The organism is Pseudoalteromonas sp. P80D2 (assembly GCF_036680945.1).
Lineage (GTDB): Bacteria > Pseudomonadota > Gammaproteobacteria > Enterobacterales > Alteromonadaceae > Pseudoalteromonas > Pseudoalteromonas shioyasakiensis.
Map to the genome: position 1 here is coordinate 47,064 of NZ_JAZDAR010000035.1, position 22,427 is coordinate 69,490.

General features: G+C 40.3%; 16 protein-coding genes. 9 read left to right on the top strand and 7 right to left on the bottom strand.

The window, feature by feature from the left end; all coding sequences use genetic code 11:
* The first annotated feature begins 27 nt into the window (after nt 1-27).
* The gene (locus tag VRK28_RS09905; protein WP_062565523.1) at nt 28-1,107 is read left to right on the top strand and encodes a M24 family metallopeptidase; all 1,080 of its coding nucleotides are present in this window, start codon (nt 28-30) and stop codon (nt 1,105-1,107) included.
* 15 nt (nt 1,108-1,122) lie between these two features.
* On the opposite strand, the gene VRK28_RS09910 is transcribed toward VRK28_RS09905, so the two are convergent.
* Complete coding sequence (locus VRK28_RS09910) at nt 1,123-1,731, bottom strand: flavin reductase family protein (protein ID WP_062565522.1); 609 nt, start codon at nt 1,729-1,731, stop codon at nt 1,123-1,125.
* Between the two features lie 10 nt (nt 1,732-1,741).
* Nucleotides 1,742-2,488, bottom strand: a complete 747-nt coding sequence (locus tag VRK28_RS09915; RefSeq protein WP_062565521.1) for an SDR family oxidoreductase — start codon at nt 2,486-2,488, stop codon at nt 1,742-1,744.
* A 423-nt stretch (nt 2,489-2,911) separates the two neighbouring features.
* Here VRK28_RS09915 and ppc point away from each other — a divergent pair, with 423 nt between their 5' ends.
* Nucleotides 2,912-5,557 (top strand): phosphoenolpyruvate carboxylase, encoded by a 2,646-nt coding sequence (ppc, locus tag VRK28_RS09920; RefSeq protein ID WP_062565520.1) that lies wholly within the window; start codon nt 2,912-2,914, stop codon nt 5,555-5,557.
* On the opposite strand, the gene VRK28_RS09925 is transcribed toward ppc, so the two are convergent.
* Nucleotides 5,554-7,593, bottom strand: coding sequence for a tetratricopeptide repeat-containing sensor histidine kinase (locus VRK28_RS09925; RefSeq protein ID WP_062565519.1), 2,040 nt, complete (start codon nt 7,591-7,593; stop codon nt 5,554-5,556). The two genes, ppc and VRK28_RS09925, sit on opposite strands and share 4 nt — an antisense overlap.
* 337 nt (nt 7,594-7,930) lie before the next feature.
* Here VRK28_RS09925 and VRK28_RS09930 point away from each other — a divergent pair, with 337 nt between their 5' ends.
* Entirely contained in the window at nt 7,931-8,299 is a 369-nt protein-coding gene (locus VRK28_RS09930; RefSeq protein ID WP_062565518.1) for a hypothetical protein, read from the top strand.
* 165 nt (nt 8,300-8,464) lie between these two features.
* The gene (gene cdd / locus VRK28_RS09935; protein WP_062565517.1) at nt 8,465-9,391 is read left to right on the top strand and encodes a cytidine deaminase; all 927 of its coding nucleotides are present in this window, start codon (nt 8,465-8,467) and stop codon (nt 9,389-9,391) included.
* Here the strand turns inward: cdd and udp are convergent.
* A complete protein-coding gene (gene udp / locus VRK28_RS09940; RefSeq protein WP_058584290.1) occupies nt 9,383-10,138 on the bottom strand; it encodes a uridine phosphorylase in 756 nt (251 codons plus the stop codon). The two genes, cdd and udp, sit on opposite strands and share 9 nt — an antisense overlap.
* 145 nt (nt 10,139-10,283) lie before the next feature.
* Here udp and VRK28_RS09945 point away from each other — a divergent pair, with 145 nt between their 5' ends.
* The 4 genes from VRK28_RS09945 to VRK28_RS09960 all read left to right on the top strand — a co-directional run bounded on the left by VRK28_RS09945 (nt 10,284) and on the right by VRK28_RS09960 (nt 14,705).
* Nucleotides 10,284-11,063: a DUF2189 domain-containing protein gene (locus tag VRK28_RS09945; RefSeq protein WP_054564098.1), complete on the top strand. Its 780-nt coding sequence runs from the start codon at nt 10,284-10,286 to the stop codon at nt 11,061-11,063.
* A 289-nt stretch (nt 11,064-11,352) separates the two neighbouring features.
* Nucleotides 11,353-12,462 (top strand): arginase family protein, encoded by a 1,110-nt coding sequence (locus VRK28_RS09950; RefSeq protein ID WP_062565515.1) that lies wholly within the window; start codon nt 11,353-11,355, stop codon nt 12,460-12,462.
* 124 nt (nt 12,463-12,586) lie between these two features.
* Nucleotides 12,587-13,279, top strand: a complete 693-nt coding sequence (locus VRK28_RS09955) for a substrate-binding periplasmic protein (RefSeq protein ID WP_062565514.1) — start codon at nt 12,587-12,589, stop codon at nt 13,277-13,279.
* 139 nt (nt 13,280-13,418) lie between these two features.
* Nucleotides 13,419-14,705 (top strand): hemolysin family protein, encoded by a 1,287-nt coding sequence (locus VRK28_RS09960; RefSeq protein ID WP_062565513.1) that lies wholly within the window; start codon nt 13,419-13,421, stop codon nt 14,703-14,705.
* 16 nt (nt 14,706-14,721) lie between these two features.
* Here VRK28_RS09960 and iadA read toward each other — a convergent pair whose 3' ends face one another.
* From iadA to VRK28_RS09975, 3 genes are all read right to left on the bottom strand, one after another.
* The gene (gene iadA / locus VRK28_RS09965) at nt 14,722-15,888 is read right to left on the bottom strand and encodes a beta-aspartyl-peptidase (RefSeq protein WP_062565512.1); all 1,167 of its coding nucleotides are present in this window, start codon (nt 15,886-15,888) and stop codon (nt 14,722-14,724) included.
* A gap of 11 nt (nt 15,889-15,899) precedes the next feature.
* A complete protein-coding gene (gene yfcC, locus VRK28_RS09970; RefSeq protein WP_062565511.1) occupies nt 15,900-17,309 on the bottom strand; it encodes a putative basic amino acid antiporter YfcC in 1,410 nt (469 codons plus the stop codon).
* Nucleotides 17,310-17,451: 142 nt separating this feature from the next.
* Nucleotides 17,452-20,379, bottom strand: coding sequence for a TonB-dependent receptor domain-containing protein (locus tag VRK28_RS09975; protein ID WP_062565510.1), 2,928 nt, complete (start codon nt 20,377-20,379; stop codon nt 17,452-17,454).
* Nucleotides 20,380-20,721: 342 nt separating this feature from the next.
* On the opposite strand from VRK28_RS09975, the gene VRK28_RS09980 reads away from it, so the two are divergent.
* On the top strand, nt 20,722-22,416 hold the full coding sequence (locus VRK28_RS09980) for a cyanophycinase (protein WP_156426479.1): 1,695 nt from the start codon (nt 20,722-20,724) through the stop codon (nt 22,414-22,416).
* The last annotated feature ends 11 nt before the right edge of the window (nt 22,417-22,427 follow it).

The following is a 22,427-nucleotide window of genomic DNA, read 5'->3' on the forward strand; positions in this document are numbered from 1 at the left end:
AGCATGCGCAAAAAATAAGGAGCGACAATGCAAGTTAATTACTTAAAAAGACAAGCTGAATTTAAAGCCTTGCTAGAGCAACAAGGTTACAGCGCCATGTTAGTACTTGGTCATGAAAATATTCGTTACTTAAGTGGTTTTAGCGGTAATGCTGCTTATGCATTAATTACTCAAAATGCGTGTGTGTTGATCACTGATTACAGATACCACCAACGTGCAATTGCTGAAACAACAGGGTTCGAAATTGTTTGTCGAGACAGAGACAACGAAACCCTTGGCCATTGTATAAATAGACACCTTAACCCGAACAGCCATGTCGCATTTGATGCAAGTTATGTCACGGTAGCAATTTGGCAAGGTGTGGCAGATGAGCTAAGCGGCCACACTTTAACAGCGGTAAACGGTTTAATTGAAAAACTAAGACGCGTTAAAGATAGCTGGGAAGTTGCACAAATTAAAGCTGCTGCAGCCATCGCTGATGAAGCATTAGCACAAACGCTACCTTATTTTAAACCGGGTGTAACTGAGCGTGACCTTGCGTTAGAGCTTGAATTTAGAATGCAAAAGCTCGGTTCAGAAGGAATGTCGTTTGCTACTATTATGCTGTTTGCAGAACGCTCAGCCTTGCCGCATGGTAACCCGTCAGATCAGGTTTTAAAACAAGGTGATTTTGTAACCCTTGACTTTGGTGCGGTTGTAAATGGTTATCGCTCTGATATGACCCGCAGTTACATCATTGGCGAAGCGTCAGAAAAACAAACCCGTATTTATAATACCGTACTCGATGCACAAAATGCGGCACTTGAAATGGTTAAACCAGGTGTTAATTGTTTAGATTTAAATGTTATATCAAACAATGTAATTGCAGAGGGGGGCTTTGGCGAGTATGCGGGTAAAGGTCTTGGTCATGGTTTAGGGCTGTTTTTACATGAAGTGCCATTTATTAACACATTGACAGACTACAACCTTGAAGTTGGTAATGTGATCACCATTGAGCCTGGCATTTATATACCAGGCTATGGTGGTGTGCGCCTAGAAGATGACATTGTTGTCACCGAATCTGGCTTTGAGGTGTTAACCCATGCGCCTAAGCCATTTATACTCTAGTGCTTAAATTAAAGATTATTTTTTAGCATACGCTAAGCGGGCTAAACGTTCAGTTACATGGTAACTATCTAGCCCGCTCACTGCGACTGTATCAATGGCTTCAATATCGACAAAGCCATCTTCTTGCAAGCAAGCCTCATCTAAGTAGATATCGGTTATTTCACCTATGATTAGCTCAGTGCCATTAATTGCAAGGTGGTGGTGTTCTTTCAGCTCAAGCGCATATTTAAGCTTACTTTCTTTAACAAAAGGCGCTGTACAGTCATTTAGGTATTCAGTAGTAAGCCCTGTTGCATCAAATTCAGACTCGTCCTTGTCGTAGCGTGCCGATGTTTGGTGCGCTTTGCTATAAATGTCTTTGTTGACATGGTTAATCGTGTAGTGCTTAGTCGCTAATAAGTTCTCTAGGGTGTGGCGAGGCACTGAATGAGGGCGAATTATCATACCCACTAAAGGGGGATGTGCCCCAAGATGAAATACTGAACTAACAATGGCTAAATTAGTTTGGCCATTATTATCTTGTGTGCCGACTAAGTTGGCACTTTTAAACCCCGACAAACTATTAATTAGATGGGCGCGGTAGCGGTTTTCTAAATCAGCAATGGCTTGTTTTGTTAAATGCATAAATTTCCTGTTACCAGTCTATGGGTTTTCCTTGCCAGTCAAAGTAGGCAGGGTTGTGTGATTGTTGTAAATAGTCAGCATCACTTATCAATAAATACAATTGCTCAGCTACAAACTCAGGGGTAAATAGCTTTCCTTCGGGCACATTTGCCTGAAAAGGTTTTGATAATGGCGTATCAGTAGTACCTGGGTGAAATAACACGCAGTGGCATTTTTTATAGCGTCTGCTAAGTTCAATTGCTGCAGATTTAAATAACATATTTAATGCCGCCTTCGATGCCCGATAGCTATACCAACCGCCTAACTTGTTATCACGAATGCTACCAACACGTGCACTAAGGGCACACACCACAGTTGAAACTTGTGGCTTTAAAAGCGATGAGAATAACGTCACACAGCGAATTGGTAGTAGAGCATTTGTCATCATGCTATTTATAAAGTGCTGCTCAGATATTTGTTCAAGTTTACGTTCAGGCACATTATCTGGATCATGCAATAGGCCGTTAAATATCATCAACTGGGCCAAATCATATTGGCCACCGGCAAGTTCTTTCGCAATACCACTTAAGCTTTGCTCTGAGTAGTCAGTAATAAAATGCTGGTGGCTTATCTCATTGCTTATAGATTCATTAAAACTTGCCTTAAATTCACCTCGACTGATGGTTACGATATGACCCGTGTTTATTCGTTTATATAGAGTGGTGAAATAGGCATTTGCAATTTCACTGCTTGCACCGCACAAAATATAGAGTTGCATTTTTGACCTGTTATAAAAATATTTGAAAATTTTTTCGCTCAAACTATCACCAACTAATAAAGTGATAGTAGCTCTGTTTGTCTTGATCTAAACCTACAAACACATAAAAAAGGCGGGTAAAAATTTGACCATGCAAACTTTAAGGATGCCTTAAATTACGGGGATTTTACCTTTTAAATTGGTAAGTCCATTTTACCAATTGAGCTGGCTTTAACGCTTTGCAGCTGACTAAGCTGCGTATTTATTACACTTTTATGTTTATAGATTGGTTATTCTTTTTTACGAGTATGTTAGAAAATTCGATCTATTAAATTAACGCTGACAATGATATTAATAAAAGGGATCAGTGTTTAGCTGCGTTCGTGCTTGGCTAAATACTGTGCAGTAAGTACTTTCAACTTAGTTAAAGAAAGGAGTATGAGAATGAGTGAACAATACGCTGCACTTCGCGGTAATGTTAGTATGCTTGGACAAATGCTGGGTCAAACCATTAAAGATGCACAAGGACAAGCCATTTTAGATAAGGTAGAAGAGATTCGTGCTTTATCTAAATCGTCACGTAGTGGTAACGAAGCCGACAGACAAGCGCTTATCGAAGTACTACACGCTCTCACAGATGAAGAACTATTACCGGTTGCACGCTCATTTAATCATTTTTTGAATCTTGCTAATGTTGCTGAACAATTTCATACCGTATCTCGCTTTAATGATGTTGGTTTTTGCCAACTAAACCCTCTCACTCAAACATTAAAAGCGTTAGCAACAGCATCAAAGCAAGGTCAAGTTGATCCTAATCACTTGGCGCAAACACTCTCAAAACTCCACATCAATTTAGTTCTGACGGCTCACCCAACTGAGGTGACACGCCGTACAATGATCAATAAACACGTAGAATTAAGTGATTGCCTTGCCTCTTTAGAGCGTAAAGACAACTTACCTAGTGAACGTGCAGATTTATTAAACCGCATTGCCCAACTTATTAGCCAAGCGTGGCATACCGATGACATTCGTCGCTCACGCCCAACGCCAATTGACGAAGCTAAATGGGGTTTTGCGGTTATTGAAAATAGCTTATGGCACGCTGTTCCGCGTTTCTTACGTGAGTTTGGCGAAGACGTAAAAGCAGAGCTTGATTTAGAGCTACCTATTGATTTCAGCCCAATTGAATTTACTTCTTGGATGGGCGGCGACCGTGATGGTAACCCGTTTGTAACTGCTGAAGTCACACAGCAAGTACTTGATCATGGTCGCTGGATGGCACTTGATTTGTATTCGCGTGATATCGAAACGCTAAGCAATGAGTTATCTATGTCGGATGCAAGCGATGAGCTTATTGAGCTTGCGGGCCAAGACTTTGAACCTTACCGTGCGGTACTTAAAAAATTAAAGAATCAAATTGCTGAAACTGTGACGCATTTGGGCGCTAAAATTAAGAAAAAGCGCACTGATTCTGAAGATTTAATTACCGATATCGCGCAAATTAAACACCCAATCGAAGTGTGTTATCGCTCGCTTATTAAGACCAACATGAAAGTAGTTGCCGATGGCTTGCTACTTGATGTTCTGCGCCGTATTAATAGCTTTGGTCTGCGCCTTGCAAAACTTGATGTACGTCAGGATTCATCGCGTCATGGTGATGTTTTCTCTGAGCTAACACGTTATTTAGGTTTAGGTGATTACCATCAATGGCAAGAAGAAGACAAACAAGCGTTTTTACTTGCTGAGCTAAACTCTCGACGTCCGCTAATTCCAAAACATTGGCAACCAAGCCCAGAAGTACAAGAGGTGCTAGATACATTCGATGTAATCGCAGCGCAAGATGCTCAAACATTTGGCTTGTATATTATCTCGATGGCACGTACCGCATCTGATGTACTGGCAGTGCAGTTATTGCTTAAAGAAAGTGGTTGTAAGTTTAACTTACCGGTTGCGCCATTATTTGAAACGTTAGACGACTTAAATAATGGTAAAGAGGTTATCGAATGTTTACTTGATAACACTTGGTACCGAGGTCATATTCAAAACCAGCAAAATGTCATGATCGGCTACTCAGATTCAGCAAAAGATGCAGGTATGATGGCTGCCGGTTGGGCACAATATGAAGCTATGGATAAGCTGGTACAATTAGCCGAAAATCGCGGTATTGAACTTATTTTATTCCACGGCCGTGGTGGTACTGTTGGTCGCGGTGGCGCGCCAGCTGCCCAAGCTCTTCGCTCACAGCCTCCAGGTTCATTAAAAGGTGGCCTACGTGTAACAGAGCAAGGTGAAATGATCCGCTTTAAGTTTGGTTTGCCTGCTGTAGCGCTACAAAGCTTAAATATTTATGCCGGTGCAGTTCTAGAAAGTAACTTGTTGCCGCCACCAGAGCCTAAGAGCGAATGGCGTGATGTTATGGAGCTTATTAGTGCAGATTCTTGTGAGCATTACCGTCAAGTTGTGCGCCATGATGAAAACTTTGTGCCTTATTTTAGAATGGCAACGCCAGAGCAAGAGCTTTCTAAATTACCACTTGGTTCTCGCCCTGCGAAGCGTAACCCGAACGGTGGAGTAGAAAGCCTTCGTGCTATTCCATGGATTTTTGCATGGAGCCAAAACCGTTTAATGCTTCCAGCTTGGTTGGGTGCATTAACAGGCCTTAAAGCTGCTTTAGATAAGTATGGCATCGAGACACTTCATGAAATGAGCTTAAAATGGCCATTCTTCCGTGCTCGTTTAGAGATGCTAGAAATGGTATTTAGTAAAGCAGATACATGGTTAAGTGCGCATTACGATGATGCACTAGTAACTGAACAATATAAGCCATTAGGCGTGAAGCTACGTCAAGAATTGAGCGAGGCGATTGAGCTTGTTCAGTCGCTTAGCCCACAAAAGAGCTTACTTGCAGACCAACCTTGGATCAAAGAGTCAATCGCACTTCGTAACCCGTACACAGATCCACTTAACTTATTACAAGTCGAGTTACTGCGTCGTTCACGCGAAGCTGACGAGGGATCTGAAGGCGATATTGATAATGCCTTGATGATCACTATGACAGGTATCGCTGCAGGTATGCGTAATACCGGTTAATAGCTAGTATCATCGACCAATCGAGCATCGATTGGTAGGCTAATAACAAATCGTGCGCCGTGGTTACATGGCTCGGCGCCGATTTTCCCTCTTAGGTTATATTTAACCGCGTTAAATACCACGTTTAAACCAAGCCCTAAATGATTTCCGCCTAAATTAGTGGTGTAAAATGGCGTAAATATTTCATGAAGTATTTCGTCGTTTATTCCCACGCCGTTATCTTGGTAAGTAATTTCAACCACATGTGTATAGGCTTTAACTGTTACCTCGACAACACCTTGGTCAGAATTAACAAAGCCATGCTCGCAGGAATTAATAACCAAGGTTTTTAATACATCACTTAAGATAGTTGGATATGACGTAATAACAGCCTCATCACCATGAATTTTAAACTCAATTTGCTTACCAAGATGTTTACTCAAAGGGTATAAACGATGACTAATAAAGCTTGGTAGCTGTATTTTGCTCATTGGTTTATCAAGGTGAATAGACACATTGAGCGCTTTGAATTCTTCGACAATTCCGGCAAGTCGATTAATGCTACTGATCACCAACTCTTTAGCGCTATTGGTATCGGTAATAAACTTATGAAAATGTTTGCTAGAGAGCTCTCGGGCTTTAAATTTTTCTTCTAAACCTTCCATGTAATCATCGATTAATGAACTTGCGGTCACTATGGTGCCAATAGGGGTATTAAGTTGATGCGCCATACCAGATACCAGTGCTGTTAAAGAGGCTATTTTTTCGATTTCAATCAGATGATCTTGTGTATCTTTTAACTGCTCTAATGCTTTAGTTAATTTTTGTTTTTGTTTGTCTATGCTGTTAATGGCGATAAGTGAGCCAAATAAAATAACAACTAAACAGATGCTTACTACAATCGTGAGGTCTTTAAATGCGTTGGCTTTAGTTGCTTTTATTTGCTCAGCACGAGTTAGGTTAGAAATTCTTACTTCTTTTGCGGCAACATCGGCTTCTGCAAGTGCTTTTGCTAAATTCACTTTGGCTTGTCTGGTTAAAATAGCGGCGTTAATGTACGAATATTGTTTATAAGCGCTAAGTGCATTTACATAATTTTTTTGTTGCTCGTAAAGCTCTGCACTTAATTTGGCAATCGATAATAGGGTTTCAAAATTAGTATGGCTAACAGTGTGAGTATCAACGGATGCAAGCGTTGTGAGTGCTTTATCAGTATGTCCTTGTGCCTCATACGTTTCTGCTAAACATAAAATAATATTAAGTTGCTCATTCTCAAGTTGTTTATTTTCAATAAGCGTTGAAGCCTCGTTGAGTACCTTTTCTGAGTCTTCTAAAAAACCTTGAAAACGTAATACTTTGGCTTTTAAAACAAGGCTTGAAGCAAGGTGAGTGGTGTAGTTGTGTTGGCTTTGCAGCCCAATAGCTTCATTGATAATCTTGAGTGCTTCTGGATACTGTTTTAACCCAATTAAAGCTAGCGCTAAATTATTACTTGCAAATGATTCGTTGAGAGTTTGATTTTTACTGTGGGCATAATCTCGATAGTATGTGAACGAGTCGGCAGCTTCTTTATAACGGTTTAAACGTAGCTTTACTAAAGCGATATTATTTTCGGTTTGATAAACTAAACGCTCATCTCGAGATTGTGCAAATGGCATGGCATCGCGATAGTACGCTAAGGCTTCTTCATATAGACCTAAGCGCGCATAAATGCCCCCTGAAATATTAAAATAGCCATACATGAGGTCTTTTTCATCAGATTGAGAAACCATATTCATGTACTTAACAATGGTTTCCATGGCTTGTTCAAGCTTGTCAGTCTCAAGCAAAAACCAAGCTTTATAATTAGTGACTATAATCTTTTGTTCTAGTGTTAGTTCGGTAGTTTCAATCAGCGCATTGACAAACTCAAGCCCTTCTTGAGGTGAACTGGCGTAGCTTTGCCTTATTGAGGTTCTAAGCTTTTCAAATTCTTTAATGGGCATCGCTTTAGGTGTTGTTGAAATTAATAAAATCAACAAGGTAAAGCCAAATAATATAACCAATCGCGCTTTCATGACACACCAATCCATTTAAAAGTGAGCTTAAAAAACGCTCACCCATTTTGCTGTCTAATTAACGCTAAATATTATAAATTTTAACTAAATATAGGTTTATCTGAAAAAGCTGATTCTATGAAAGGAAAACTCATACTTGTGTCTAAAGTAAATAAGATATGAATTTGCATAACAACTCTTTAAAGTAGATCTAATCCTAAAATCTGAATTTTACAACTGGTCATACCTATTTTATTGCTAGGTATTGACTAGAGAGGCGATATTAATAAAATAGCCCAGCTTTTTGGTTCAGCTACCGTTAAGCCAAATCAACCCCCACGCTTTTTTAGAGTAACTTATGCCAAACGTGTCTACTTGCATCACTTATGATGCATCGACGTCACTCGTGATGATGACGTTAAGAGGGACTGCTAGTGCACAGGATGTGATAAATTTTTACCAAATTGCCCAACAATATTCAGAATTACATGGGTCAGAGAAAATACTCGTTGATGTGTCTGAGATGACGCACAATTTCGCACCTGCTGATTTATTCACCATTATGCCGGAAGTGGCAAACTCTTTGAAAAAAGCTGTTGTAGCAATAGTTGTAAGTTTTGATGGTTTTATGCACGACTTATTTATGCAAAAAGCAAAGCGCTATAACTTACAAGCTGAAAACTTTGAATGTTTTAACAAAGCAAAAAATTGGCTGGTTCGTCAATAATTAGTCGAGCTAGTCATCGCTATTTTATTGTGTATATCTGGGCTTACAAATACCGCTAATTTTTAGCTTTTATTGTGCGATTTACCTTGATGTTTACCGCCAAAACCTAGCAATTCATTACGTAACCTTTTAAACTGTTTAGCCAATTAATAATTATAATTTGTTATGACAGCAACTAGGATAGATGCAAGCAAACTAGCTCAAAATTCAGAGCCATTTAGCTTCAATGATCAACAAAAAAATTCTCTTTTTGCCCAGCTTAAACAGCAACGTGGCATCTTATCTCAATCTGATATTTCTTCTCTTTGTCAGCAGTTTCAAGTTAGCCAACTTGAGTTACTAAAAGCTTGTGTACCCGTCGCAAGTTTATTTTCTGTCGCGCCTATTTCTAAATTCAATGTGGGCGCCATTGCAGTTGGGTTAAACAAGCAAGGCGAAACAAATTTCTATTTTGGCGCAAATGTTGAGTTTTCTCATCAAGCATTGAGTTTGGTCGTTCATGCTGAGCAATCAGCCATTAATAATGCATGGCTTAATGGCGCGCAAGCAGTGTTAAAAATTGCTATTAGCGATGCACCTTGCGGTTACTGCCGTCAATTTATGAATGAATTGAGCACCGCAGACTCACTTGAGATTTTATTGCCAGAACGTGACTTTAATCTGCATGAGTTATTACCTTATTCATTTGGCCCAAAAGACCTAGGCAATGAAGCCTGTTTATTTTCTAATAAGCAAAGCGATAAACAGTTTACTGAGCTTTCGATTGATGATGCTAAACTTATTCAATTGGCACTCAATGCATACGTGCCATACACAGGTAACTTTAGCGCGGTAAAATTAACGACTTTTGATGAAGGTGACTTTTACGGAAGTTATGCTGAAAATGCTGCTTATAGTCCAAGCCTTTCGCCATTACAAAGTGCATTGAGTCAGTTTTATCTTGCGGGCTTAACCTTTGATGATAAAACAGTTAAGTCAATCACCTTGTTAGAAACACAAGGGGCAGAAAATCAATATGAGGTGGCTAAAAGTGTGCTGGCAAGCTTTGCAAACCCACCAGCATTTGAGCACTGTGTTGCTAAACTAGTTTAGCAATAGTTTTGCAGCTTCAATGACGACGGCGACTGATTTTTTCTCAATCTCGCCGTGGTCAACATTCGGAATTTCTTGTTTAGTACGATTTACTAATACACCTGCAACACAGGCTGCGCGTAAGCCAAGGGCGGCACACATAGTAAATAGTGTTGCTGATTCCATTTCATAATTCATCACGCCTAGTTTTTGCCACTCTTCACAGCTGCCTTGGAATGAGCGAGGAACATAGCCAGAATAAGTATCGTAACGTTCTTGACCCGGGTAGAAAGTATCACTCGATGCAGTAATACCAATGTGGAAATTAATTCCTAGCTTATCACATGCATTTACCATCGCTTGTGTTGCAAAGAAGTCAGACACAGCAGGGTAGCTTAGTGGTGCGAAATGCTGGCTAGCACCATCTAAACGAACTGAAGCTTGGCTAATTAAAATGTCGCCTTCGTTAATGTGTGGCTGAATTGCACCGGTCGTGCCAATACGCAAAAAGGTATCAATACCTAGCTGAGCAAGCTCTTCAACAGCAATTGATGTAGATGGGCCGCCAATACCGGTAGAACAAACTACAACACTGTGGCCGTTAAGCTCACCTCGGTATACATGAAATTCACGGGTCTTCGCTAAGCATTCAGGGTTATCGAGAAGTGTTGAAATGCGTGCTGAGCGGTCAGGGTCGCCAGGGACAATCGCAAGGGTTGCGCCGTTTAAGTCCTGACGAGTAAGCCCTAAGTGAAATACCTTTTCCATTATTAAACCTTATTTTTGTCTAAAGCGTAATACTTTAATCATATGTGTTTAAAGTACAGGACAGATGTCCTATTAGATCACCAATGTTGCAAGAATTGCACAGATAACCTAAACCTAAAGAAGTAACGATAAAAGAGGATATATTATGCCTGCTTCATCTTCTATGAGTAAACACCATGAGTTTGCACGCTGTTTAGAAAGCTCGAAAATTTCAATTGGTGCGCCTTTTCATTGGTTAGCACTTGCATTTAAAGATATCGCTAATGCGCCCATACTGAGTCTAGTCTACGGATTAGTATTTACCTTGATACCTGCGACTATCATGTATTTTGTTTATCAGTTTGATACGCACTTAGTTATATTGCCTGCAGTCGTTGGCTTTGCATTAATTGGTCCTGCCTTTGCTGCCGGACTTTACGATGTCGCATGGGAGCTTGAAAAAGGCCACAAACCCACTTTAATGCACAGCCTTAAATCGATGTTTAGAAACCCTGCAGGTGAATGGGGCTTTGCGGTGTTATTAATGGTAATTATGATTGTTTGGATGCGCTTAGCTGCACTTATTCATGCATTGTACCCGAACGTTGTTAACCCGAGTTTTGAGCAGTTATCTGCGTTTTTAACGCTCGGTAGTATTGTCGGTGGTATCTTACTGGTCACTGTATTTGCTATCTCAGCGTTTACCCCGCAAATTATGATGGAACGCAGAGTTGATATTATGACTGCGGTAATTTCTTCAATGAATGCGGTTAAAACCAATTTCGGTGCCATGGTTGTCTGGGCTGGTTTGATACTATGTTTAGTATTTGTCGGCTTTATTACAGGCACTGCTGGGTTTATTGTCATTATGCCTTTATTGAGCTACGCCAGCTGGCATGCATACATTGCCGTTATCAAAACTAAGAAGCCAAGAGGCTACGAATAATGAGTATTCACTTCGTTTGAATATAAATCTATAGCGGCAATCACCTAGGTTGCCGCAAAATTTGACTTTCTTTTCGCGCATGTTATACCTGCCAAAATACAGCGCTCTTATTTGACTAGAGCAGTTTAAATTCATCTGCATTAAAATTATAACCATTTAATATCAGTGAGTTATAGGTTTGGTTGAGCAAGTGATTGTTGAGTCTCAAAAATCTAGACTATACACAAACTTAATTGCGTAACTTTTTTAATTACGCATGAATATGCAGATAAAGATCAGCGGAGTAGAGATGAGTAACACACAAAAAGCCTTCCACGAAAAACTAAGTCAGTGTCTTTGTCCTCCTGGCGATGGCGTATTTACAGTTAATACAGCAAAAGAACGTAAAGATGCGCTGCGTACTAAATTATACGGTCAAACAGATAATGTTGATGTGCTTTGGAAAGAGTCACTTGAAACACTGGCAGAGTCTGAACACAAAGCGGTAATTTTAGGTATTAGCTCTGACTGTGGCGGTGGTATTTTACGTGGTGCTAACTGGGGTCCATTATTTTTACGTTCTACTTTGATTGATCAACAACCACAAGCGCGCGCCTTTGATTTAGGCGATGTTCGTGTGATCCCGCATTTATTGCATGATAAATACCTTAACGATGCAACCATTACAAACTGTCAAAAAGCGTTATATGCTGATGAAAACAGCGAATATCATGTATCGCCTTTGTCTATCACTGAAGATGTCTGTGATGGCTTTTATGCAAATTACCCAGATAAGGGTATTTTTGGTATTGGTGGCGACCATTCAATTAGCTACCCGCTGACTAAAGCTTACTTAAAAGCAAAACGTGATGCAGGTAAACGCACTGCAATCATTCATTTTGATGCTCATACAGACTTATTAGTAGAACGTTTAGGTATCGATTTATGTTTTGGTTCGTGGTGTACACATATTCTTGAGTACTTACCAGCTCCACGTAACTTAATTCAATTTGGTATTCGCTCTAGTGGTAAGCCTAAGCAACACTGGGAAGACACGTTTGGCGTTAAACAACATTGGGCACACGAAATCATCGAACGTGGCGCTAAAGCTGTTGCTGAAGAAGTTATTGCGCAGCTAAAAGCAGATAATGTTGATGAGCTTTATGTGAGCTTTGATATTGATGCACTTGATGAAAGCTTTGCTTCAGCGACAGGAACACCAGAAGCCGGTGGTTTAACACCTCAGCATGCATTAGACATTCTAGTTGCATTGGCTGACGAGTTCCCAATTACTGGTGCTGACATGATGGAAATTGCACCATTCACAGATAGCTCATTAATCGGTCAGACAAGTTCTGAAACAACTCTAAGAGAAGGCGCTAAAATCTCAGCTTTTTTGATTAATGCAATGAATAAGTAATTGACTCTATAGCGGAAACACCCTGTTTCCGCTCATTCCTTTTTACTAAATAATATTTCAATATCTGCAACTTCGAGCTATATTATTATAAAAAATAATTATAATTTATTTGGTATCGCTCATCATGCGCACAATTCTAACCCTGTCATTGCTGCTTTTTCTGCAACCTTGTTTTGCAGCGATCACTGTGGTGACCGAAAACTTTCCTAATTTTCAATACCTAGATAAAAATGGCGTATTAACTGGCACTGTGGTTGATAAAGTTAAATCAGGTTTAGAAAAAAGTGGCGTAGATTATGAGCTGTCAGTAAATTCTTGGTCAATTTCATATAACGCTGCATTGCGTGATAGCAATACCTGCATCTTTTCTATGGCAAGGCTTCCGGCACGCGAAGATAAGTTTACTTGGGTAGCGAAAATTGGTGGCTTTTCAGCGTCATTCTATTCTTTTAAATCTGAGCAAGTAACTATAGCTAACATAGATGAAGCTAAGAAATACCGAATTGCAGTATTAAAAAATAACTATTCACACATTTACCTAAAAGAAAACGGCTTTGATGAGCGTAATCAGCTGATCTTACTTGATAGTTTTGACAATATTTACGATGTACTGAAAAGCAGACGCTCAAGTATAGATTTAGTCATCCTCAGCGATGAACAATTTAAATATGAGCGCGATAACGACAGCACCCTTGAAGATTTAAAACCGATATTTAAACTGCCCGTTGGCACACCTCAGTTATACTTTGCCTGCAATAAAAATATCAATCCTGTTACTCTTGAAAAATTAAATAAAGGCTTTGCTATTAACGATTAAAAATAGCACTTGTTGATTGCTACAAAGTGGCTATAATCAGCTGCTTTTTGTCCATTCTCGCCAAACTCTCGCTAGCCTAAACGAGCAAAAAGTTGTTTGCATTCAACACTCTGAATGCGCTTAATTATTAGGAGCTACAATGAGTGATTTACTCATTATCATGATTTTAATTTTGATCAGTGCATTGTTTGCAATGAGCGAAATTGCGATTGCGGCATCTCGTAAGATCAAATTACGAGTTATGGTGGACGAAGGCAACAAAAAAGCCCAAGCAGTACTTAGTTTGCAAGAGCAACCTGGGGCATTTTTTGCCATGATACAAATTGCCCTCAACGCAATTGCCATTTTAGGTGGTATTGTTGGTGAGCAAGCATTATCTCCTTACATAGAACAAATTTTAGGCATGATTTATCAAGGCCCGTTATTGAGTCAAATCAGCTTTTTGATTTCGTTTTTGAGTATTACCTCTTTGTTTATTCTATTCGCTGACTTATTACCTAAACGGTTAGCCATGATTATGCCAGAGGCAGTTGCAGTTAACGTGGTGTCCATTATGCGTTGGGTGACCTTTGCGCTCACTCCTTTTGTTGTTTTCTTTAATGGTATAACTAATTTGGTTTTACGCGCGTTTAAAGTACCCGCTGAACGAGAAGATATTGTCACCACAGAAGACATCGTTGCGATGATGGATGCAGGGGCAGAGTACGGCAGCTTACAGCAACAAGAATATGAGCTAATTGGCAATGTATTTGATTTAGAGGCACGTTTTTTATCGAGTGTGATGACTCCTCGTGATCAAATTGTGTTTTTTGATGTAAAGGCGGATGCTCAAGAAGTTGCAACCAAAATTATTGAGCACCCTCATAATCACTTTTTAGTCTGTGATGGTAGTTTAGATAAATTAATTGGTTCGGTTGAATCAAAAGATATTTTGCGCAAAGTGCTAAAAGGGCAAACCGCTGAAATCGATAATGAACTGATAAGCCAAGATATTTTTTATCTGCCAGAAACATTGAGTCTTTCAGAGGCGCTAAATACTTTCAAAAAAGCGGCAGAGCCGTTTGCCGTAGTGGTTAATGAGTATGCGCTAATGGTAGGTATTGTTACTGTTAAAGATTTAATGAAAGGATTTATGGGCGACTTAATTAGCCACCAGGGTGAAGAGTTAATTATTCAACGTGATAATTCATCTTGGCTGGTCGATGGTTTAACACCTGTGGTTGAGCTTGCTAAGGTACTTGAAATTGAAGAGTTCCCTGAACAGTCTCATTACGAAACAGTCGCAGGGTTTTTAATATACACCATGAAACGCCTGCCTAAACGCGCCGAGTTTATTAATTACGGTGGCTATAAGTTTGAGGTTGTTGATGTTGAAGGGGTGAAAGTCGAGCAACTACTTGTTACTCGAATTTCGGATACTGTTTAGGCCGCCGATTGCGGCCTTATTCAAAGGTGCCTTTAACAAGTGCTTTGCCTTTGCTTACCATATGAACACCCTTTGACCAGCATTCTGTTGGCGCAAGCGTTGTTTTATTAAGTAACACAAGGTCGGCATCTGCATTTTGCTTAATTACACCTTTATTTATACCCAGTATCTGTGCAGGGTTTGATGTAACAGCCATTAAAGCGTGTTCAATCGAAACATTAAATTTTTGCACTGCTTCTACAAACGAGCCATGCAATGTGGACTCTTTACCTACTTCAAGGCCAAGCAGATTATAGCTTTTGTCAAAAATAGGGAGGCTTGCATGGCCATCAGAGCTCATAGTGAGCTTCGTTGGGTCGACTTTATTCTCTATACAATAGGCAAGTGCGTGTGCGGCAGAGTATTCACCATGAGCAAGGTCATACTCTGTTGTACTTGTTGTAAAATCGATAGTGCCACCGGCTTTACAAAACTCTACCCCAGCATTAAGTAAGTCGATATTACGATTCATGTGAGTTGGGTAAAATTGTGCTAGCGAAATATCGGTTAGCTTATCAACCTCATGCAATATCGATAAATGTGTATCAACAGGGCCAACATGAATGCTGACAGTGCCTTTTTTACCACTTAACATGCCGGCCACTTTTGCCTCTGCAGCCAGTTCTGCCAGCTGTTGCACTGTGGGTTGGCTGCTACGATGATCAGATATAGCAACTTCTCCCACGCCAATAAACTCATCTATGTACATTAAATCGCTGGTGATAGAGCCTGTCAGTGTTTTCGCAGGTAAATGATATGAGCCCGAATGACAAAAAACGTTGAGCCCAAGCTCTTTCAGCTCTTTTGCTTTAGCAATCAGGTTACTATGAGTTCGGCTACTTGAGTCAGTGCCCAGGGCTGCAATAACAGTAGTTGTACCATGCAGTGTTGCATCAGTCAGGTTCATTTCTGGTGTTCTACTTGCAAAGCCAGCTTCGCCGCCACCGCCAGTTATATGAACGAGTGAATCCACAAACCCCGGGGCCAAAATACAATGAGTGCCATCTACCTTGGTAATCCCCTGATAGGTATCGATAGTTATTTCAGGCTGTATATCAACTATTTTTGTGCCAGCAATAAGGACATCTTGAATGCCTAAAGGTGAGGGGGCGAAAACGTCTGCGCCTTTTATAAGTGTTAACATAATTAAATCTTTTACTGATAGTTAATAAAGTGTGCGAGAAAAATAAAACCACTGGCAAGGCCAAACAAAGCCAAAGTGAAGCGCCAAATAAAACGTGCCCATTCACTCCAATCTAATTTAACAATACCTAAACAGCCAATGAGACTAGCAGAAGTAGGAATAAAAATATTAGTTAAACCATCACCCAACTGAAATGCCAACACCACAATTTGACGTGAGATATTTAATAAATCACCGAGCGGCGACATTAGCGGCATTGTTATGGCTGCTTGTCCTGAACCAGACGAAACAAAGAAGTTAAATACACTTTGAAATAATAGCATGCCCCAAGCAGCAATATAATCGGGCACAACTGAGATGCTGGTGGCACTATAGTACAGTAAGGTATTAAGGGTCGAAGGTGACGTTAAATCGCTACCGCCAAGTATTAAAATAACGCCTTTTGCCAAAGCAACCAAAAGCGCTGCAGGTAAGAGCTCTTGGGCACCTTCTTTAAATGCGTTTGCGCTTTCATTGGCAGTTTGTTTTTTGAATAGGCTGGCTATTACAGCGCAAGCAATACCTAGGCAAAAGAATTGCGCTGCTAGTTCAGGAATATAATACTGCCGAGCCATCACGCCCCAAATAACCCAAACAATGCCAGCAATAAAAGTAAGTAAGATTAGTTTATCTGCGTTATCTAAATTTATTGCACTGTTTATGTGTTGGTTAGATTGTTGTTTAGTTGCTCTGATAGAATTGGCATAGCGAATGGTGAATACAAGGCCAAATGAAGTAAAAACAAGCCAAGCAACCATTCTGAACCCTGCGCCAGAAAAAACGGGAATTTCAGCAATTGATTGAGCTATGGCAATGCTAAATGGATTCATCCATGAGGTAGCAAAGCCAATTTGTGTAGCAACATAGGTTGTTAATACCGTCACTTTTGCGTCATAGCCAAGTTGTTTCATAATCGGGAATAACACAATACAAAAGGCGATGGCTTCTTCACCCATGCCGAAAACCGCCCCCCCTAAAGAGAAAAGCACAAACAAGAGAGGAATGAATACCCACTCAATATGTTGTGTTTTATTAATGAGTGCCATTATGCCGTTATTTATCGCACCGGTTTTTAAGATAATCCCAAACGCACCGCCAGTGATTAAAATAAACGCCATTACACCAATCGCTGCGCCATACTTATCACCTGACACTAACCCTTCAAATAAGACATTAGCTAGGCCAATTTCACCACCTTCTGCAAAAAATGCTGGCGGTGTATGATCTGAGGCTGTTTGATATTGTGATAATTCAACGCTATGGCTATCTTTTTCGGCATTAAACACACCGGGGGTTATAAATAGGCTGGCAAAATAGGCGATAACTGCGACGCACAACAAAATGATGCTCGCATCTGGCATCGCAAACTGTTTGTTTTTCATAAAGTCACTTAAATGTCATTCGACGTTTATAAGATAAGCAAGGTATTGTAGCCCTTGCTAAGAAAGATTAATACTGAGAGTCGTCAGTTTAAGATAACGTAAGCTCAAAGATGTGGGCGACTATTAAGCCGCCCAAACCTTGCTAAAAGCGATAGCTCAAACTTAACGTATAGCGACTGCCATAAGCATTATGGTTTATAGAATCAAAACCTCGACTTGAACCATACAGTTTAGGCGGTTCTTTATCGAAGATATTATCGATACGAGCACGGATTGATAATGAATCATTGATAAAATACCCGGCAGATAAATCCCATACTAGCCAGTCATCAACATCGCGTTTTAACTCATCATTAAGCTCGCCAAGTTCTGCTAGCTCATCTATTTCACGGCCACGAAGCCCTTCAATATCATCCTCATAGCTACTGGTATAATTGGCGCCTAGGTTTAAATAATAACTCTCGGCATCCCAATCGATAGAGAATCTGCCAACATTTTCAGGGTAGCGATAAGTGCCGATTAGCTTTTCGATTGCATCTGAACCGGGTTTGTTTCGCTCAAACTCTAAATAGTGTGTACCATCAAAAGCGAGTGTTAAATTACCTTTTGCAAAAAGAAAACGATGATCGAATTTAAAGTCGATACCCGCTAAGGTTTGTGTGCCGGTATTTTCCAGTGGAATAACATGGTCTCTAAATAGTGGCAGGAATAGCTCATCTTCTCGCGGGTTAAACTCACTAATATAGTTTGTTAGGATCTCTGAAAGATTAGCGCCATCACTTTCGATATTAAGGCCAGCATTATCGGTTACTTCACACAGCTGCTGCTCGTACGAAATACCTTGTTGTCCTTGTGGTACTAAGCCACAGTGACGAAGAGAAGCATCCGTAATTGCTCTATCTAGGACGGCAGTCATATTGGTATCGATAACTTGTTCATGATCAAAATGCCAATAATCGACAGTTAGATTGGTATTTACAGATGGGCTCCATGCAAAGCCAATACTGAGCGCTTCAGACTCTTCGGCTTTGAGTGCTTGATTACCAAGTTCTAGGCTGTTAACACTGACTTCCGTACCATCACCCATACAGTATAAGTCTGCAACTGCCTGATTTGCGCCGCAATCAAAGCTTGATTGTGTGGTACGTAATTTTACGCCAGCTTGAGTTAATGAAGGTGCTCTAAACGACGTTGACCAAGAGCTCCTAATAATTAGAGAATCTGAAGGGCGGTAGCTGAAACCAACTTTAGGGTTAAACGTTCCACCAAAGTCATTGTAATGATCGTAACGACCAGCAACTTGCAGTTCTAGCTGCTCAGTAACTGGCATATTCAACTCTACAAATGCAGCGTATTGCGTACGGTCTGCTTCTGATAAGCTCGAGCCAAAACCAAAAACATCAACTAAATAACCATTTTCAGCACGCGCTTGAGAGTCTAAAGACGGAATATCTTTTAACTCTTCTCGGCGAGCCTCAACACCAAATGCAGCATAAATGGGTAACTCATTAAATGTAAATAAGTCGCCATTAAAGTTTAAATCCCATCCGTAAACTGTACTTTCACCACTTCTACTAGGGTTTGCTTTTGCAAGCTCAAGCACCGCATCATTATTAGCATCACCCTGTAAAAAAGGGTTGTAGAATGGCATTAACTGACCTTGCGCACAATTGAGCTGTGTTCCATCGTATGTAGCCGTTGAACCGTCAGAGCATAATTCACCAGTGATTGCAGCATGAAATTGGTAGCGGTTGTAAATACCATCAATCGCTTCTTGCTCTGACTTAGAACGAGAAAATGTTACACCTGACTCCCAACTCCAATCACCAATGTAACCAGCTAGGCTACTGACTAAGCGAAAGTTTTTAGTTTCAACTTCAACAGTACGCGGTGAATTAAAACGTGCATCAAATGCAAAGCCATAAACATCTCGACCTGCTTGAGTGGTAAATGGATCAATATAAAGCTGGTCCATTAAGTCATTACTGCCATCAGCGTTATCATAAATGAATAGCGCATCTTCTATGATAAACGGACCATCATCATCGTTTATTTGATTGATTGGTGCAGGTGATGAATAGGCTTTTGATTTAGTTTGGCTATAGAAGAAATCGGTATGCCAATCTAAATCACCTAAGGTGCTGTTAAACATAAAGCCAGTTGAAAGGCTTTCAAATGGGGTTTCTAGGTAATCATCTTGGTTAGCATAGTAAGCACAAATTTGCTCACCATACTCAGTCGTGACAAGCTCTGTTTTACAGTTTGGCGCTGGTAGTTCATTGCCATCTCGGCTGCTGTAATAATAAATGTTTGGTGAGTTCTCAAGTTTCGGTAAATATGAGTAACCATTCACTAGATTAGGTGTTGCGGTATAACTTCTGTCGGTAGCTTTAAAGGCATTGCGGTCGTAAATATCAGCAAATACCGTTAAGTTACTTTCACCGATATTGGTTCCGTAGACTAAGTTAAGCTGCTTCTTAGCTTCGTCATGACTGTCAAAACTATTGGTGTAAGAAGTATTTACTTCAGCTCCTTGATAGTCATCTTTAAGAATATAGTTAATAACACCAGCGACAGCATCAGCACCATAAATTGCTGATGCGCCAGTGGCTAAAATATCAATGCGCTCGATTGCAGCAAGTGGAATTGAGTTCACATCGACAAAGTTTTCAGTGCCTGCTGCGAACGAGCTTGGTGCAACACGGCGGCCATTAATCAGCGTTAATGTTGCAGAAGGACCCATACCTCTAAGGCTCGCAGCGGATTGACCCGCTGGCGTTGAGGTTGATGTACCACCACTTTCTGATGTTGAAAAGGTACCGGATCCGCCTTTAAAAACGGATAAATCTTTTAATAATTCATGAATAGTGTTCGCTCCTGAGCGCTTGATTGCATCTTGGTCAAGCACTGTAAGCGGGATGGTTCCTTCTAAATCAACCCCTTTAATTCGTGATCCTGTTACTTCTACTCGTTCAATTTTTTCTGATTGTTGGTCGTTTTGAGCATACACAGCTTGTACTGGGCACAGCACAGCACTGATTGCTACAGCAATTGATAACTGACGAAACATATTGATTTACCTTTGTCTTAAAAAACACACGGCAAAACCGTGACGTTTTGAATAATTGTTATAATTTTTTAGACAGGGCAGTGGGTTATAGACACAACTAGCCCCTCACAGGAAGTGAGGTGTGGCTACTCGTCAAACCACTCCGAAAGGTAGTGTGGAGAGTAGAAATATGTGCAAAGCGATAATGCGTTTTTCAACATAATTCCAATCCGTAAGGTCTTTTGACAAAGCTAGTAATACAGTGCTAGCTTACTCGCGTTTTTAAATGTTCCTTTTTTTATAGCAAGCAACAAAAAGCTGCGCAAGCAATTTTCTAATATTTTTTTACAAGAGTGTAACAATATGAACATCCTTAAGGAGCAAAAGACTAAATATCAAACTTCAGCTTTTTCTTTGGTATTTGGTTTGTTTTTCGCATCATTTGGCAGCAAAGTCTATGCAAATGATCAACAGCAAACGTTGGTCTTAGTCGGCGGTGCCTTGACCACCTGCTCAAGTATGAGCCCTAAAAATTGCCTTTCGAATAAACAGATTAGTGGTAAACGGAATAATCAATATCGATTAAATAATGATGCTTTATCTACAATAAAGACAAATTGGCCAAGCAAGAATAAAAAAAATCGTCAGCAAACGCTTAAGGTATTAGCACAGATTGCACGTGAAAAGTCAGGTTTGATCACTAAAAGTGATATTTTATGGGCATGGCGTGATTTAGATAACAAGTTACTAAACGAACTCACTGATTCAGAATACAGCTTTGTCATAGACTCACTTGAAGTGGCTGTATTAAATACAGATTCGACCCGTCAAATAGAGCAGGTTAGTACTAGTGATAATAACGAACGTGCGGCCAATGATATTTTAGATTTTGTTGCTGCTTCATTAAAAACAACCACCGAATCACCAACAATTTTAGCGGTTACGGCTTCAAGCAGAGATCCATATGAATCAGCTGACTTTTATGAAGGGCTATTAGACTTTACTGGTGTAGAATCAAGCTGGTTACCTCTAACCCCCGCCTTAGCAAAAGCGATTACTAGTAAGCAATGTGAGAGTTTGGATTCTTTACGCACTGACTCTATGGGCGTTTTTAATCGTGAGACAATTTACCCTGATCGAATTAAGGCCGAAAAAGCGCTTTGTGATAAAGGGGTCGATCATTTAGTTAAACTGATTGAAAACGCTACGGGTATTATGTTTAACGGTGGCGATCAGAGTTTAACCAGAAAAGTACTGTTTGATGACAACGGCAAGCAATATCCTTGGACTCACGCAATTTTACAAAGACCATTACTTGTTGGCACAAGCGCAGGTACAGCGGTGCAAAGTGGTGGTAAAAATGCCTATGGCACAGTGCCGATGATTTCAAATGGTACAAGTTTAGCGGCAATGAGAGAAGGCTCGTTTGCGGTGTCTGCGCCGAGTGAGCGCTGTGAAAATGAATGCGGTGATAAGATTTCGGCTGATAGTCTTACCTATGAAAAACAAGGTGGGCTTGGCAGTTTTACTTATGGTGTTCTTGATACACACTTTAGCGAGCGCAACAGAACAATGCGTTTGGCAAGATTACTGGCAGATACCGGGCAACAGCATGGCTTTGGCATTGATGAGACCACAGCCCTTGTATCAATTCGAGCTGGTGAAACAGCACTAATGACGGTGATTGGTAAAAGCGGTGTCGTGCATGTTAAATCTGACGCTAAAAACAACGGAGCAATCAGTTATTGGCCTGCTGGTGCAGTTATTGATGTAACAAAGGATGGTTTTACTCTAGCTAAACGAACTGTTGATAATGCACTCCCTAGTATTAAAATTCCGCCACTGCCGATGCAGCGTTTTGGCACTATTTTTTCAGATGCTAAATTACGTTCGCTTGTACAAGCTATGTGCTTAACACAAGAGCAACAAGCAGTCGCTCAGCATGATGAGTTTTTATTAGATTTAAATGCCACAGACAATACTCATTATTACCGTGTAAATACGAGTAGTACAGGCTGTGCGGTGGAAAACCTAGCCTTTAAAGTTAAGACATTTTAACGATGTAAGGT

What these genes read in the sequence shown, in the direction of transcription:
- VRK28_RS09910 (WP_062565522.1), bottom strand. Translation starts at nt 1,731, where the DNA reads ATGCATTTAACAAAACAAGCCATTGCTGATTTAGAAAACCGCTACCGC.
- VRK28_RS09925 (WP_062565519.1), bottom strand. Translation starts at nt 7,593, where the DNA reads ATGAAAGCGCGATTGGTTATATTATTTGGCTTTACCTTGTTGATTTTA.
- udp (WP_058584290.1), bottom strand. Translation starts at nt 10,138, where the DNA reads ATGGAAAAGGTATTTCACTTAGGGCTTACTCGTCAGGACTTAAACGGC.
- iadA (WP_062565512.1), bottom strand. Translation starts at nt 15,888, where the DNA reads ATGTTAACACTTATAAAAGGCGCAGACGTTTTCGCCCCCTCACCTTTA.
- VRK28_RS09930 (WP_062565518.1), top strand. Translation starts at nt 7,931, where the DNA reads ATGCCAAACGTGTCTACTTGCATCACTTATGATGCATCGACGTCACTC.
- VRK28_RS09945 (WP_054564098.1), top strand. Translation starts at nt 10,284, where the DNA reads ATGCCTGCTTCATCTTCTATGAGTAAACACCATGAGTTTGCACGCTGT.
- VRK28_RS09950 (WP_062565515.1), top strand. Translation starts at nt 11,353, where the DNA reads ATGAGTAACACACAAAAAGCCTTCCACGAAAAACTAAGTCAGTGTCTT.
- cdd (WP_062565517.1), top strand. Translation starts at nt 8,465, where the DNA reads ATGACAGCAACTAGGATAGATGCAAGCAAACTAGCTCAAAATTCAGAG.
- VRK28_RS09960 (WP_062565513.1), top strand. Translation starts at nt 13,419, where the DNA reads ATGAGTGATTTACTCATTATCATGATTTTAATTTTGATCAGTGCATTG.
- VRK28_RS09955 (WP_062565514.1), top strand. Translation starts at nt 12,587, where the DNA reads ATGCGCACAATTCTAACCCTGTCATTGCTGCTTTTTCTGCAACCTTGT.
- yfcC (WP_062565511.1), bottom strand. Translation starts at nt 17,309, where the DNA reads ATGAAAAACAAACAGTTTGCGATGCCAGATGCGAGCATCATTTTGTTG.
- ppc (WP_062565520.1), top strand. Translation starts at nt 2,912, where the DNA reads ATGAGTGAACAATACGCTGCACTTCGCGGTAATGTTAGTATGCTTGGA.
- VRK28_RS09980 (WP_156426479.1), top strand. Translation starts at nt 20,722, where the DNA reads ATGAACATCCTTAAGGAGCAAAAGACTAAATATCAAACTTCAGCTTTT.
- VRK28_RS09975 (WP_062565510.1), bottom strand. Translation starts at nt 20,379, where the DNA reads ATGTTTCGTCAGTTATCAATTGCTGTAGCAATCAGTGCTGTGCTGTGC.
- VRK28_RS09905 (WP_062565523.1), top strand. Translation starts at nt 28, where the DNA reads ATGCAAGTTAATTACTTAAAAAGACAAGCTGAATTTAAAGCCTTGCTA.
- VRK28_RS09915 (WP_062565521.1), bottom strand. Translation starts at nt 2,488, where the DNA reads ATGCAACTCTATATTTTGTGCGGTGCAAGCAGTGAAATTGCAAATGCC.